The sequence below is a fragment of the Enterobacter sp. 6722112 genome, from assembly GCF_058661685.1.
In genome coordinates this window covers 3,952,612-3,967,453 of record NZ_JBZWGR010000007.1, presented here as the reverse complement: position 1 = coordinate 3,967,453, position 14,842 = coordinate 3,952,612, and the positions used below count along the sequence as shown (strand labels likewise).

The following is a 14,842-nucleotide window of genomic DNA, read 5'->3' as shown; positions in this document are numbered from 1 at the left end:
GTTAGTCATGGTTAGATTAGAGAAGAACGATCCGTTAATGTTGGCGCGCCAGCTACCATTAAAAACAGTTGCCCTGATACTCGCGGGCGGGCGTGGTACCCGTCTGAAAGATTTGACCATCAAGCGCGCCAAACCGGCCGTTCACTTTGGTGGTAAGTTCCGTATTATCGATTTTGCACTTTCCAACTGCCTGAACTCAGGCATTCGCCGTATTGGCGTCATTACCCAGTATCAGTCGCACACGCTGGTGCAGCACATTCAGCGCGGCTGGTCATTCTTCAGCGAAGAGATGAACGAATTTGTCGATCTGCTCCCGGCGCAGCAGCGCGTTCATGGGGAGAACTGGTACCGCGGCACGGCGGATGCCGTGACCCAGAACCTCGACATCATTCGTCGCTACAGCGCGGAATACATCGTTATCCTCGCCGGGGACCACATCTACAAGCAAGATTACTCCCACATGCTGATCGACCACGTCGAAAAAGGGGCGCGCTGCACCGTGGCGTGTCTGCCGGTGCCTGTTGCGGAAGCAACCGCGTTTGGCGTGATGCATGTAGATGGCGACGACAAGATTATCGACTTTGTCGAAAAACCGGCGAACCCGCCAACCATGCCGGGCGACGACACCAAATCGCTCGCCAGCATGGGGATCTATGTCTTTGATGCCGATTATCTTTATGAACTGCTGGAAGAGGACGACAAAGACGAAAACTCCAGCCACGACTTCGGTAAAGATATCATCCCGAAAATTACCAAAGCTGGCATGGCGTATGCACATCCCTTCCCGCTGTCCTGCGTGCAGTCCGATCCGAATGCGGAGCCTTACTGGCGCGATGTGGGAACGCTGGAAGCGTACTGGAAAGCCAACCTCGATCTGGCGTCCGTCACGCCTGAGCTGGATATGTACGACCAGAACTGGCCGATTCGCACGCATATGGAATCGTTGCCGCCGGCGAAGTTCGTTCAGGATCGCTCCGGCAGCCACGGCATGACGCTCAACTCGCTGGTCTCTGGCGGTTGCATTATCTCCGGTTCGGTGGTGGTGCAGTCCGTGCTGTTCCCGCGCGTGCGTATAAACTCATTCTGTAATATCGATTCGGCAGTTCTGCTGCCGGATGTCTGGGTAGGACGCTCATGTCGTCTGCGTCGCTGCGTTATCGATCGTGCCTGCATCATTCCCGAAGGGATGGTGATTGGGGAAAACGCGGAAGAAGATGCGCGTCGTTTCTACCGTTCGGAAGAGGGGATCGTGTTAGTAACACGGGAAATGTTGCGGAAGCTGCAAATCAAACAGGAGCGATGATGCAGGTTTTACACGTATGTTCTGAGATGTTCCCGTTGTTAAAAACGGGCGGCCTGGCGGATGTTCTTGGTGCATTACCAGCGGCGCAAATCGCCGGAGGGGTGGATACCCGCGTGTTGTTGCCCGCTTTTCCGGATATCCGGCGCGGTATTCCCGATGCAAAGGTTGTTACCCGTCGCGAGACCTTCGCGGGACGTATCACCCTGCTGTTTGGACATTACAATGGCGTAGGGATTTACCTGATTGATGCCCCGCATTTATACGATCGACCCGGCAGCCCGTATCACGATACCAACCTGTACGCCTATACCGATAACGTGATGCGCTTTGCCCTGCTCGGCTGGGTGGGGGCGGAAATGGCCGTCGGACTGGATCCGTTCTGGCGTCCGAACGTGGTGCACGCGCATGACTGGCATGCGGGGCTGGCTCCTGCGTATCTGGCGGCGAAGGGGCACCCGGCCAAATCGGTGTTTACGGTGCACAACCTGGCGTATCAGGGCATGTATTACGCGCATCATATGAATGACATCGATCTGCCATGGTCGTTCTTTAACATGCACGGACTGGAGTTTAACGGACAGATTTCGTTCCTGAAGGCGGGTCTGTACTACGCCGACCACATCACGGCGGTCAGCCCAACCTACGCGCGGGAAATTACCCAGCCGGAGTTCGGTTACGGTATGGAAGGGCTGCTGCAACAGCGCCACCGTGAAGGTCGCCTGTCGGGCATTCTGAACGGCGTGGATGAACAGATCTGGAATCCGGAAACGGACCTCCTGCTGGCGGCGCGCTATGGTCGCGACTCCGTGGAGGACAAAGCGGAGAACAAGCGCCAGCTACAGATTGCGATGGGGCTGAAGGTCAACGACAAGGTGCCGCTGTTTGCGGTGGTCAGCCGCCTGACCAGCCAGAAAGGGCTGGATCTGGTGCTGGAAGCGCTGCCGGGATTACTGGAGCAGGGCGGCCAGCTGGCGCTGCTCGGCGCGGGCGACCCGGTATTGCAGGAAGGTTTCCTCGCGGCCGCGGCGGAACATCCGGGGCAGGTGGGCGTGCAGATTGGCTATCACGAAGCGTTCTCGCACCGCATCATGGGCGGCGCGGACGTGATACTGGTGCCGAGCCGCTTCGAGCCCTGCGGCCTGACGCAGCTCTATGGTCTGAAATACGGCACGTTGCCGCTGGTACGCCGCACGGGCGGGCTGGCGGATACGGTGTCTGATAGCTCCCTCGAAAACCTGGCGGACGGTATCGCCAGCGGGTTTGTTTTCGAGGACAGTAATGCCTGGTCGCTGCTTCGGGCGATCCGGCGTGCTTTCGTCTTGTGGTCCCGTCCATCCCTGTGGCGTTACGTACAACGTCAGGCGATGTCCATGGACTTTGGCTGGCACGTTGCGGCGCAGTCCTACCGCGACCTTTATCAACGCTTGATGTAACGAGGCGAAGTTACTGATATGAATGCTCCATTTAGCTACTCTTCCCCCACGCTCAGCGTTGAGGCGTTGAAACACTCCATCGCCTATAAGCTGATGTTTACCATCGGGAAAGATCCCGTTATTGCCAACAAACATGAGTGGCTGAACGCCACGCTGTTTGCGGTGCGTGACCGTATGGTCGAACGCTGGCTGCGCTCTAACCGCGCCCAGCTTTCGCAGGAGACGCGACAGGTCTATTACCTGTCGATGGAGTTTCTGATTGGTCGCACCCTCTCCAATGCGCTGTTATCGCTCGGGATTTATGACGACGTCAAAAACGCACTGGAAGAGATGGGGCTGGATTTAGAAGAGCTGATTGACGAAGAGAACGACCCGGGGCTGGGTAACGGTGGTCTCGGGCGTCTTGCCGCCTGTTTCCTCGATTCACTGGCGACGCTGGCGCTGCCCGGGCGCGGCTACGGTATTCGCTACGACTACGGTATGTTCAAGCAGAACATCGTGGATGGTCGTCAGAAAGAGTCTCCAGACTACTGGCTGGAGTACGGTAACCCGTGGGAGTTCAAGCGCCACAACACGCGCTACAAGGTGCGTTTTGGCGGGCGTATTCAGCAGGAAGGGAAAAAATCCCGCTGGGTGGAAACCGAGGAGATCCTCGCCGTGGCCTATGACCAGATCATCCCCGGCTACGACACCGATGCGACCAATACGCTGCGCCTGTGGAACGCGCAGGCCAGTAGCGAGATCAACCTGGGTAAATTCAACCAGGGTGACTACTTCGCGGCGGTGGAAGATAAAAACCACTCCGAGAATGTGTCACGCGTACTGTATCCGGATGACTCGACCTACTCAGGCCGCGAGCTGCGCCTGCGTCAGGAGTATTTCCTCGTCTCGGCAACGATTCAGGATATCCTTAGCCGTCACTATCAGCTGCACAAAACCTATGCGAATCTGGCGGAAAAAACCGCCATTCACCTCAACGATACCCATCCGGTGCTGTCGATCCCTGAGCTGATGCGCCTGCTGATTGACGAGCATAAGTTCAGCTGGGATGACGCGTTTGAAGTAACCTGCCAGGTGTTCTCGTACACCAACCATACGCTGATGAGTGAAGCGCTGGAGACGTGGCCGGTGGATATGCTCGGCAAAATTCTGCCGCGCCATCTGCAAATCATCTTCGAGATCAACGACTACTTCCTCAAGACCTTGCAGGAGCAGTACCCGAACGATACCGGTCTGCTGAGCCGCGCCTCGATCATTGATGAATCCAACGGGCGTCGCGTACGCATGGCCTGGCTGGCGGTGGTGATCAGCCACAAGGTGAACGGCGTGTCAGAGCTGCACTCGAACCTGATGGTGCAGTCCCTGTTTGCGGACTTTGCGAAGATCTTCCCGACGCGTTTCTGCAACGTGACCAACGGCGTCACCCCGCGCCGCTGGCTGGCGCTGGCGAACCAGCCGCTCTCCGATGTTCTGGATGAGAACATTGGCCGCACCTGGCGCACGGATTTGAGCCAGCTGAGCGAGCTGGAGCAGCACATTGATTTCCCGACGGTGAATAAAGCGGTACGGGAAGCCAAGCTGCTGAACAAGAAGCGTCTGGCGGTCTGGCTGGCGATGCATCTGAACGTGGTGGCGAACCCGAAAGCGCTGTTCGACGTGCAAATCAAACGTATCCACGAGTACAAGCGTCAGCTGATGAATGTCCTGCACGTTATTACCCACTACAACCGCATTAAGGCTGACCCGACGGCGGAGTGGGTGCCGCGCGTGAAAATCTTTGCCGGTAAGGCGGCGTCCGCGTACTACATGGCGAAGCACATCATTCATCTCATCAACGATGTGGCGAAGGTGGTGAACCACGATCCGGACATTGGCGATAAGCTGAAGGTCGTGTTTATCCCGAACTACAGCGTGAGCCTGGCGCAGCTGATTATTCCGGCGGCGGATCTCTCTGAGCAGATTTCCACGGCGGGGACGGAAGCATCCGGCACCAGCAACATGAAGTTTGCCCTGAACGGCGCGCTGACTATCGGCACGCTGGACGGCGCAAATGTCGAAATGCTGGAGCATGTGGGCGCGGAGAATATCTTTATTTTCGGGAATACGGCGGAAGAGGTGGAGGCGCTGCGCAAGCAGGGCTACTCGCCGCGTGAGTATTATGAAGAGGATGACGAGTTACGCCAGGTGCTGACGCAAATCGCCACCGGCGTGTTTAACCCTGAGGAGCCCGGACGCTATCGCGATCTGGTGGACTCGCTGATTAACTTTGGCGATCACTATCAGGTGCTGGCGGATTACCGCAGCTACGTGGATTGTCAGGATAAGGTGGACGAACTGTACCGTCAGCAGGAGAAGTGGACCAGCGCCGCGATGCATAACATCGCCAACATGGGATACTTCTCGTCGGACAGGACCATCAAAGAGTATGCCGAGAATATCTGGCATATTGATCCGGTGCGGTTGTAAAAACAAAGCCCGGTGGCGCTGCGCTTACCGGGCCTACGGGATCGAGTAGGCCGGGTAAGGCGGAGCCGCCACCCGGCTTTTTTTTAATTACGACGCCAACGACAATTCACGCTTTCCCGCATGTTGTTGCAACCATTGCGCCACGCGAGACTGCTGCTCGGCATTCAGCCACATCCCTTCTTTAGTACGACGCCAGATAGCATCGTCCAGACGGCGCACCCATTCGTGTTCCACCAGATAGCGCAGTTCCGCTTCGTACAGCTCATGGCCAAAATGCTCGCCCAGATCGGCAATCTCTTTCGCCTCGCCGAGGAACAGTTCGGTGTTGCTGCCGTAGGTACGGGCATAGTGGCGCGCCATTCCTTCGGTAATGAACGGGAAGCGGCGACGCAGCTTCGCGGCGTAATCGTCGCGGTTATCGCCGATATCGCCGCCAGGCAGCACGGCGCCTTTCGTCCATGCCGGGCCGATGCCTTTGTAATACGGCGCCAGTTTCTCCAGCGCGTGCTCCGCCAGTTTACGGTAGGTGGTGAGCTTACCGCCAAACACCGACAGCAGGGGCGCCTGACCGTCCACGTCATGAATATCAAGCGTATAGTCACGGGTGATGGCCTGCGGTGAGTCAGACTCGTCATCACACAGCGGACGCACGCCGGAGTAGGTCCAGACCACGTCATCGCGCGCCAGCTGTTTCTTAAAGTGCGCGTTGTACACTTTCAGCAGGTAGCTGACTTCACTCTCGTCGATCTCTACGTTTTTCGGATCGCCTTTGTACTCTACGTCGGTGGTGCCGATGATGGAGAACTCGTCCATCCACGGGATCACAAACACGATGCGCTTGTCTTCGTTTTGCAGGATATAAGCCTGTTTCTGGGTATGCACGCGCGGCACCACAATGTGGCTGCCCTTGATCAGGCGGATGCCGTACGGAGAAGGCAGGTGCATACCGTCATCGAAGAACTGTTTTACCCACGGGCCGGTAGCGTTCACCAGGCCGCGCGCTTTCCAGCTGAACTTCTCGCCGGTATCCACGTCTTCCGCTTCCACAATCCACAGGCCGTTTTCGCGGCGTGCGGCGGTCGCGCGGGTACGGGTTTTCACCTCGCCGCCTTTCTTCTCGACCATCTGCGCGTTAGCCAGCACCAGACGCGCATCGTCCACCCAGCAGTCGGAATATTCGAAACCGCGCACGATTTCAGGCTTAAGGACCGACTCTGAGCCAAAACGCAAACCAGTCGAACCCGGCAGGCTGGTGCGTTTACCCAGATGATCGTACATAAACAGACCAATGCGGATCATCCACGCCGGACGCAGATGCGGGCGATGTGGCAGGCGGAAGCGCATCGGGATCGCCAGATGCGGAGCCATTTTCAGCAGTACTTCGCGTTCGGCCAGCGCTTCGCTGACCAGGCGGAATTCGTAGTGTTCCAGGTAGCGCAGGCCACCGTGGATCAGCTTGGAGCTGGCGGACGACGTCGCGCAGGCGAGATCGTTAGCTTCCAGCATCAGCACGGATAAACCGCGTCCTGCGGCATCAACCGCAATACCGGCACCGTTGATGCCACCGCCTATCACAATCAGATCTTTGGTTTCCATAACACCCTCATGCACTTTCGTTAAAGCTCAAAAATGTTCGATATCGCTCATAATAGCAAAGGAACGCGCTTTTGGTAACATCAAAAAAACAATTTAGAGTGATATGGATAACATAATGGCGTTTACCCGCCGCCAGGACGTACACTACGGGGTAAAATAGTGCGGTCTGATGCCCTCACCCCAGCCCTCTCCCACGGGGAGAGGGTGATCCGTTTCCCTCTCCCTCCGGGAGAGGGTAGGGTGAGTGGAAAACCGCACCACACCTGAATATAAGATGAGAACACCATGGATCAGTTTGAATGTATTAACGTAGAAGAAGCCCACCAGAAGATGCACCACGGACAAGCGGTGCTGGTGGATATCCGCGATCCGCAGAGCTTCGCGATGGGCCACACGCCGGGCGCATTCCATCTCACCAACGACACGCTGGGCGCGTTTATGCGCGATAACGACTTCGATACCCCGGTGATGGTGATGTGCTATCACGGCAACAGCAGTAAAGGCGCGGCGCAGTATCTGCTCCAGCAGGGTTACGACGCGGTGTACAGCGTCGATGGCGGCTTCGATGCCTGGCATCGTCATTTCCCGGCAGAAGTTGAATACGCGTTTGAGCGCTGATCCCGCTATACTGTCCCCTTTTGTGTGGAAATAAGCGACCGCTGCCCATGTTGATGATCACCTCTTTTAGCAACCCGCGCGTCGCCCAGGCGTTTGTCGACTATATGGCGACGCAGGGCATTATCCTGACTATTCAGCAGCATACACAGACGGATGTCTGGCTGGCAGACGAAAGCCAGGCCGGCCGCGTGAACGACGAGCTTGCGCGTTTTCTGGAAAACCCCGGCGACCCGCGTTATCTGGCGGCAAGCTGGCAATCCGGCCAGACCGGCAGTGGCCTGCACTATCAACGTTTTCCGTTTCTCGCCACCCTCCGCGAGCGCGCAGGACCGTTTACGCTGCTTTTGATGGCTGCCTGCATCATCGTCTTCATTATTATGAGCGTGGTGGGCGACCAGAGCGTGATGATTGCCCTCGCATGGCCCTACGATCCCTCCCTGCAATTTGACGTCTGGCGCTACTTCACGCATGCGCTGATGCACTTCTCGGTGATGCATATCCTCTTTAACCTGCTGTGGTGGTGGTATCTCGGCGGGGCGGTGGAGAAGCGGCTCGGCAGCGGCAAGCTGATTGTGATCACCCTTATCAGCGCCCTGTTAAGCGGCTACGTGCAGCATAAATTCAGCGGTCCGTGGTTTGGCGGGTTATCCGGCGTGGTGTACGCCCTGATGGGTTACGCCTGGCTCAGAGGCGAGCGCGACCCGGATAGCGGCATCTATTTACAACGTGGATTAATAACCTTTGCGTTAATATGGCTTATTGCCGGATGGTTTGATCTGTTTGGTATGTCTATCGCCAATGGTGCGCACGTTACCGGCCTGGCGGTTGGGCTGGCGATGGCGCTGGCCGATACGCTCCATGCGCGAAAACGAACATAATTCCCAGGGATATTTCATGAAACAAACACAACGTCATGACGCCATTATCGAACTGGTAAAAAAACAGGGATACGTCAGTACTGAAGAGCTGGTGGAGCAGTTTGCCGTCAGCCCGCAAACCATCCGTCGTGACCTCAACGACCTGGCCGATCAGAACCGTATTCTGCGTCACCACGGCGGCGCCGCGCTGCCGTCCAGCTCGGTGAACACCTCATGGCATGACCGTAAGGCGACGCAAACGGCAGAGAAAGAGCGTATCGCCCGTAAAGTGGCGAGCCAGATCCCGAACGGCGCGACGCTGTTTATTGATATCGGCACCACGCCGGAAGCGGTCGCCCATGCGCTGCTGAACCACGAGAACCTGCGCGTGGTGACCAACAACCTGAACGTGGCCAACACGTTGATGCAGAAAGACGATTTCCGCATCATCCTCGCGGGCGGCGAACTGCGCAGCCGCGACGGGGGCATCATCGGCGAAGCGACGCTCGATTTTATCTCTCAGTTCCGCCTCGATTTCGGCATTCTGGGGATCAGCGGCATCGACAGCGACGGCTCGCTGCTGGAGTTTGATTACCACGAGGTGCGCACCAAGCGTGCGATCATTGAAAACTCACGTCACGTGATGCTGGTGGTGGACCACTCCAAATTTGGCCGTAACGCGATGGTCAACATGGGCAGCATCAGCATGGTGGATGCGGTTTACACCGACGTAATGCCGCCGGCGGGCGTGATGCAGGTAATTAAGGATAACAATTTGCAGCTGGAATTGTGCTAGCGGTTGTGTCGGGTGGCGCTGCGCTTACCCGACCTACAAAATTTTCTCCCTCTCCCTGTGGGAGAGGGCCGGGGTGAGGGCATCAGACCGCAGAGGATCTACACTCCATATCCCATCATCTTCAACAGCTGCTGTGCATGCTGCACCGCATCCTGTCGATGCGCTACGCCCAGCTTCTGATACAGATTGCGAATGTGCGTTTTGATGGTGGTCGCCGCCACCGCCAGCTCACCGGCAATCTGCTCGTTGCTGTAGCCGGAATAGATCAGCCCCAGCACCTGCCATTCACGCTGGGTGAGCGGGCTGGTGCGGATAAGCTCCGGCACTTCCGGATGGTTCAGCAGACGTTCAACAAAGTTCTCATCGAAGTGCGCAAACTTGTGGCGGTGGTGCTGGTTAATCTCTCGCAGAATGCGCTGGGCGCGATGCTGATCCAGTTCTGGCAGTGTGTTGAGCTGAATCAGCTGGCGCAGCTGCTGGGCCATCACTTCACCCTCAATCACAAAGTGGCTGATAAACCCGGTGCGGTTCGCCAGCTGCAACGCTTCCAGCAGTACGCGCTGGGCATCGTTTTTACGTCCCGCCTGCCAGTAAAGCTGGTTTAACAGCAGCAGGTTGCGGTTTAAATCGCTCATCAGGCGCAGGCTGCGGGCGTTTTCGTTTAACTCTTCCAGCACAATCTCGGCAGGCTCAAAGTCACCCAGCAGGATCTGCACGCGAGCGATGTTGCGCCACTGGCTTTGCAGGAAGTGGTTATTGGCAAATTCCGGTTTAGGCGTATGACGCAGCCAGTTGGCGGCGGACTTTTTATCGCCGGTCATCTGCCAGTAAATCACCCGCACCTTATCGGCGTTGGATACCCAGTCGCTATGGTACTGCCCGTTGCCGAGCAGGTTTTCCAGGCGGTTAAGATGGTTGCGGGCATTATCCAGGTCGCCGCGCGCCAGCGAGCACTGCACCAGCAGAGCCAGACACTGGAGCTGCTGCTGCGGCTGGAAGCTCGAAAGGACATTCAGACCCTGGCGGGCGCTGCTTTCTGCTTCATCCAGACGCGACCATGCCCACAGCAGCTGAGCGCGAATACGCAACAGGAACTCGTGCATCGGCAGCTGTTCCAGATGCTGTTCACGGATCAGCTGGAACGCTTTCTCCTGGTTTTCCCAGGCGGCTTGCAGGAACCCCTGAGCAAATAAAATCTCGCTTTGCTGGATCAGGCTCCAGAGGGCGTAATGCCAGACATCGTGGCGGCGCGCCATCTGTTCGGTTTGCTGCATGAGTGAAAGCGAACGCGTGAGATCGCCCTTACAGTGCAGCACTTCGCCGTGTACCGAGGTGGCCACAATACGGCTGTAAAAATTCGCCAGCGGCAGCTCATCCAGCGCGACCATCGCCAGCCGTTCGGCTTCCTCAGGGTCACCGTCGTTAATCGCCACCTGCGCACGCAGGGCGTTAAATTCGCCATGCAGGGTGGTATCCATCTCGCTTTCCATCTCCTGCTCGGCGCGCGCCAGCAGGGTATTCACTTCGCTGTAGCGATGCTGGCTCTGCATCAGCCAGGCCTGGAGCAGCACCAGACGCGGATTCTCCAGCAGGCTTTCCCACGGCAGCGCTTTTAACGACTCTTCCAGCAGCGTCAGTTCACTGTGGTTGAACAGTCCCCACGCGTGGTTGAGCAGAATATCGCGCAGCATACCGGCATCCCCGGCGGCCAGCGCATGGTGGATAGCTTCGCTCGGGAAACCTTGCGCCATCCAGCTTTCGGCGGCGGCGCGGTGAATGTCAGGCAGCTCTGCGGCCAGTTCCCACTGGCAACGCTGGCGCAGGAAGCTGCCAAACAGCGGATGGTAGCTAAACCATTCGCCGGGATCGTCCATGCGCGTCAGGAACAGACCCTGACGTTCAATCTCTTCGAGCTGAAGCTGCCCGTTTTCAATGCCGGTGACGCGTACAATCAGCGCATCGTTCATGGAACGCAGCAGGGAGCTTTTCAGCAGGAAATGGCGGGTGGAGAGGTCAACGCTGTCGAGTACCTCATCCACCAGATAATCCGACAGGTGGCTGGCGTTGATGCCCGCCAGGCGGCGTGCGGACTGATGCGTCGGGCTGTTGTTTTGCCGCGCGGAGAGGGCAATCAGCTGAAGCGCCGTGGCCCAGCCGGCAACGTCATCGCACAGGCGGCTGCTTTCCGACGCCTCAATCGGAGACGTCAGGCGGCAGTCAAAGAACTGCTTCGCTTCCTGATGGGTAAAGGCCAGCTGCTGACTGCCGATTTCCAGCAGCTGATCGCGCACGCGCAGGTTGGCAATGCCCAACTGCGGAAGGTTACGCGACAGGACAACCAGCGTCAGGTTTTCCGGCTGATGGCGCAGGAAGAAACGCATGGACTCGTGAATAACCGGGTTGGTGATCAGATGATAATCATCAATCACCACATACAGCGGGCGATGCCATTCGGCCAGCTCGATAAACAGCTGGGAGAAAAGAGAGGACAGGCTGGCGTACTGGCGCTTTTGCACCATCACCTCGCTGGTGACGCAGTGTCCGTTGGTTGCCTGCTGAATCGCGGCTATTAAATAGCTGGCAAAACGCTCCTGCTGGTTATCCCCTACATCCAGGGAGTACCAGCCAAGATCGCTTTTACCTGCCGCCCATTGCGAAATGAGCGTTGTTTTTCCATAACCCGCAGGACTCGTAACCAGCGCCAGTCGGAAATTATGCGCACCGGAAAGTTTAGCCAGCAGGCGCTCGCGGACCACAGTATGGTCAAGACGAACCGGGCGACTTAATTTGGACGGAATCAACATAGTTTTCACTTCACTGTGGGGAATGAGAGAATTTATTTTTTTTGCGCTTCGTAATTAATATCTATAAGTTCGGCCAATAGAGGAACTATTGCAAGTTATGTCTGGGTTTGGAGGCTCTGAATTTGCACTCTGTCACAAAACATTCTCATCACTGATGGAACTTTCCGTAAATGGCTGGATGCCGCGCTGCTTCTGGCTTGTGTGCATAAGTCGCGGTTGCGCTGAAACTGGTTTCAGAAAGAGATAATGACGCTGAAGTTAATTAACTTCGGGGAAAGTTGCATCGGCTTAATAGGGGTGCTGAATAATCCCGACGCGCGGAAATATTATTCTACGTAAGTAATCATTTCAGCGATGATTAATTTCCTCCGAAACTGCATTTCATTTCTTTGACGCTCATCCGGGATCGCTTTTTCAGCGAAGCGCACACTCACACAGTGGCCTCGATCACACTTTTATGCTCATCCCCGCTACTCCTCCCTGTCTAATCCCCGACAGGAGGAGGAAGAGGCGCAATGAGCCAGGCACACTAGCGCTAAATGTTTTTACTCTCTACAGGATGCCGATTCCCTATGTCACAGCCTACTTTCAACAAAGCTCAATTTCAGGCTGCCCTGACGCGTCAGTGGCAGCGTTTTGGCCTTCATGCTGCAAACGAAATGACGCCTCACCAGTGGTGGCAGGCGGTGAGCGGGGCGCTCGCAGAGCAGCTGGACGCTCAGCCTGTGACGAAGCCCGTGAAAGGCCAGCGTCACGTTAACTACATTTCAATGGAGTTCCTGATTGGCCGTCTGACGGGTAACAATCTGCTGAACCTTGGCTGGTATCAGGAGGTCGGTGACGTGCTGAAAGAACACGACATCAACCTGACCGATCTGCTGGAAGAAGAAATTGATCCGGCGCTGGGTAACGGCGGTCTGGGACGTCTGGCAGCCTGCTTCCTGGATTCCATGGCAACCGTGGGTCAGTCGGCGATTGGCTATGGCCTGAACTATCAGTACGGCCTGTTCCGTCAGTCGTTTGCCGACGGCCATCAGATGGAAGCGCCGGACGACTGGCACCGCAATACCTATCCGTGGTTCCGCCACAACGCGCAGCTGGATGTGCAGGTCGGGATTGGCGGGAAAGTCACGAAGCAGGGGCTCTGGGAACCGGCGTTCACCATTACCGGTGAAGCCTGGGATCTGCCGGTACTCGGCTACCGTAACGGCGTGGCGCAGCCGCTGCGTCTGTGGCAGGCGAAGCACGCGCATCCGTTTAACCTGACCAAATTCAACGACGGTGATTTCCTGCGCGCCGAGCAGCAGGGGATCGATGCCGAGAAGCTGACCAAAGTCCTCTACCCGAACGACAACCATCTGGCGGGTAAAAAGCTGCGTCTGATGCAGCAGTACTTCCAGTGCGCCTGCTCCGTGGCGGACATTCTGCGTCGCCACCACCTGGCGGGCCGCAAGCTGGCTCAGCTGCCGGACTTCGAAGTTATTCAGCTTAACGACACGCATCCGACCATTGCCATCCCGGAACTGCTGCGCGTGCTGATCGACGAGCATCAGCTGAGCTGGGACGACGCCTGGGCCATCACCAGCCGCACCTTCGCCTACACCAACCACACCCTGATGCCGGAAGCGCTCGAGTGCTGGGATGAGAAGCTGGTGAAAACGCTGCTGCCGCGCCATATGCAGATCATCAACAAGATTAACGACCAGTTCAAAACGCTGGTGGAGAAAACCTGGCCGGGCGATAAGGCCGTCTGGGCGAAGCTGGCCGTTGTGCACGACAAGCAGGTGCGCATGGCGAACATGTGCGTGGTCAGCGGCTTTGCGGTGAACGGCGTGGCCGCGCTGCACTCGGATCTGGTGGTGAAAGATCTCTTCCCGGAATACCACCAGCTGTGGCCGACTAAGTTCCATAACGTGACCAACGGCATCACGCCGCGCCGCTGGATCAAGCAGTGCAACCCGCTGCTGGCCGGTCTGCTGGACAAGACCCTGAAGAAAGAGTGGGCCAACGACCTGGACCAGCTCATCAACCTGGAAAAACAGGCCGACAACGCGAAGTTCCGCGAGCAGTACCGCGCCATTAAGCTGGAGAACAAGGTTCGTCTGGCCGAGTTTGTGAAAATGCGCACCGGAATTGAGATCAACCCGAATGCGATTTTCGATATCCAGATCAAACGACTGCACGAGTACAAACGTCAGCACCTGAACCTGCTGCACATTCTGGCGCTGTACAAAGAGATCCGCGAGAACCCGCAGGCCGACCGCGTCCCGCGCGTGTTCCTGTTCGGTGCGAAAGCGGCGCCGGGCTACTACCTGGCGAAAAACATTATCCTTGCCATTAATAAAGTGGCGGCGGCGATCAATAGCGATCCGAAAGTGGGCGACAAGCTGAAGGTGGTGTTCCTGCCGGACTACTGCGTTTCTGCGGCTGAAATGCTGATCCCGGCGGCGGATATTTCCGAGCAGATCTCTACCGCCGGTAAAGAAGCGTCCGGTACCGGCAACATGAAGCTGGCCCTGAACGGCGCGCTGACCGTCGGCACGCTGGACGGTGCGAACGTCGAAATTGCCGAGAAGGTCGGCGAAGAGAACATCTTTATCTTCGGCCATACTGTTGAAGAAGTGAAAGCCATCAAAGCCAAAGGGTACGACCCGGTGAAATGGCGTAAAAAAGATAAAGTGCTGGATGCGGTGCTCAAAGAGCTGGAAAGCGGGAAGTACAGCGACGGCGACAAGCACGCGTTTGACCAGATGCTGCACAGCATGGACAAACAGGGCGGCGACCCGTACCTGGTGATGGCTGACTTCTCGGCTTACGTTGAAGCGCAGAAGCAGGTCGACGTGCTGTATCGCGACCAGGATGCCTGGACCCGCGCGTGTATCCTGAACACCGCGCGCTGCGGTATGTTCAGCTCTGACCGCTCAATCCGTGATTATCAGGCTCGTATCTGGCAGGCAAAACGCTAAGGA

General features: G+C 57.1%; 9 protein-coding genes. 7 read left to right on the top strand and 2 right to left on the bottom strand.

Translation table 11 applies throughout. The features are described from left to right. Positions 1 to 7 precede the first annotated feature (7 nt). Genes glgC through glgP form a run of 3 tightly spaced genes read left to right on the top strand, consistent with a single transcriptional unit; the run spans position 8 to position 5,202 of the window. The gene (gene glgC / locus AC4OVU_RS20520) at positions 8 to 1,303 is read left to right on the top strand and encodes a glucose-1-phosphate adenylyltransferase (RefSeq protein ID WP_017384139.1); all 1,296 of its coding nucleotides are present in this window, start codon (positions 8 to 10) and stop codon (positions 1,301 to 1,303) included. After that, entirely contained in the window at positions 1,303 to 2,736 is a 1,434-nt protein-coding gene (glgA, locus tag AC4OVU_RS20515) for a glycogen synthase GlgA (RefSeq protein WP_017384140.1), read from the top strand. The genes glgC and glgA overlap by 1 nt, the downstream gene beginning before the upstream one ends. A gap of 18 nt (positions 2,737 to 2,754) precedes the next feature. After that, positions 2,755 to 5,202, top strand: a complete 2,448-nt coding sequence (gene glgP / locus AC4OVU_RS20510) for a glycogen phosphorylase (protein ID WP_015571454.1) — start codon at positions 2,755 to 2,757, stop codon at positions 5,200 to 5,202. An 87-nt stretch (positions 5,203 to 5,289) separates the two neighbouring features. Here the strand turns inward: glgP and glpD are convergent, their stop codons facing one another. Beyond that, complete coding sequence (glpD, locus tag AC4OVU_RS20505) at positions 5,290 to 6,798, bottom strand: glycerol-3-phosphate dehydrogenase (protein ID WP_015571453.1); 1,509 nt, start codon at positions 6,796 to 6,798, stop codon at positions 5,290 to 5,292. 285 nt (positions 6,799 to 7,083) lie between these two features. On the opposite strand from glpD, the gene glpE reads away from it, so the two are divergent. Genes glpE through AC4OVU_RS20490 form a run of 3 tightly spaced genes read left to right on the top strand, consistent with a single transcriptional unit; the run spans position 7,084 to position 9,069 of the window. Further along, entirely contained in the window at positions 7,084 to 7,416 is a 333-nt protein-coding gene (gene glpE / locus AC4OVU_RS20500) for a thiosulfate sulfurtransferase GlpE (protein WP_110292460.1), read from the top strand. 47 nt (positions 7,417 to 7,463) lie between these two features. After that, positions 7,464 to 8,294, top strand: coding sequence for a rhomboid family intramembrane serine protease GlpG (glpG, locus tag AC4OVU_RS20495; protein WP_015571451.1), 831 nt, complete (start codon positions 7,464 to 7,466; stop codon positions 8,292 to 8,294). A 16-nt stretch (positions 8,295 to 8,310) separates the two neighbouring features. Beyond that, positions 8,311 to 9,069, top strand: coding sequence for a DeoR/GlpR family transcriptional regulator (locus AC4OVU_RS20490; protein ID WP_017384141.1), 759 nt, complete (start codon positions 8,311 to 8,313; stop codon positions 9,067 to 9,069). Positions 9,070 to 9,167: 98 nt separating this feature from the next. Here the strand turns inward: AC4OVU_RS20490 and malT are convergent, their stop codons facing one another. Next, complete coding sequence (malT, locus tag AC4OVU_RS20485; RefSeq protein ID WP_491928780.1) at positions 9,168 to 11,873, bottom strand: HTH-type transcriptional regulator MalT; 2,706 nt, start codon at positions 11,871 to 11,873, stop codon at positions 9,168 to 9,170. 572 nt (positions 11,874 to 12,445) lie between these two features. Between malT and malP the strand changes: the two genes are divergently transcribed. Beyond that, positions 12,446 to 14,839, top strand: a complete 2,394-nt coding sequence (malP, locus tag AC4OVU_RS20480; RefSeq protein ID WP_015571448.1) for a maltodextrin phosphorylase — start codon at positions 12,446 to 12,448, stop codon at positions 14,837 to 14,839. The last annotated feature ends 3 nt before the right edge of the window (positions 14,840 to 14,842 follow it).

Coding starts and splice junctions, on each gene's coding strand:
- glgP (WP_015571454.1), top strand. CDS start 2,755: ATGAATGCTCCATTTAGCTACTCTTCCCCCACGCTCAGCGTTGAGGCG.
- malP (WP_015571448.1), top strand. CDS start 12,446: ATGTCACAGCCTACTTTCAACAAAGCTCAATTTCAGGCTGCCCTGACG.
- glpG (WP_015571451.1), top strand. CDS start 7,464: ATGTTGATGATCACCTCTTTTAGCAACCCGCGCGTCGCCCAGGCGTTT.
- glgA (WP_017384140.1), top strand. CDS start 1,303: ATGCAGGTTTTACACGTATGTTCTGAGATGTTCCCGTTGTTAAAAACG.
- glgC (WP_017384139.1), top strand. CDS start 8: ATGGTTAGATTAGAGAAGAACGATCCGTTAATGTTGGCGCGCCAGCTA.
- AC4OVU_RS20490 (WP_017384141.1), top strand. CDS start 8,311: ATGAAACAAACACAACGTCATGACGCCATTATCGAACTGGTAAAAAAA.
- glpD (WP_015571453.1), bottom strand. CDS start 6,798: ATGGAAACCAAAGATCTGATTGTGATAGGCGGTGGCATCAACGGTGCC.
- malT (WP_491928780.1), bottom strand. CDS start 11,873: ATGTTGATTCCGTCCAAATTAAGTCGCCCGGTTCGTCTTGACCATACT.
- glpE (WP_110292460.1), top strand. CDS start 7,084: ATGGATCAGTTTGAATGTATTAACGTAGAAGAAGCCCACCAGAAGATG.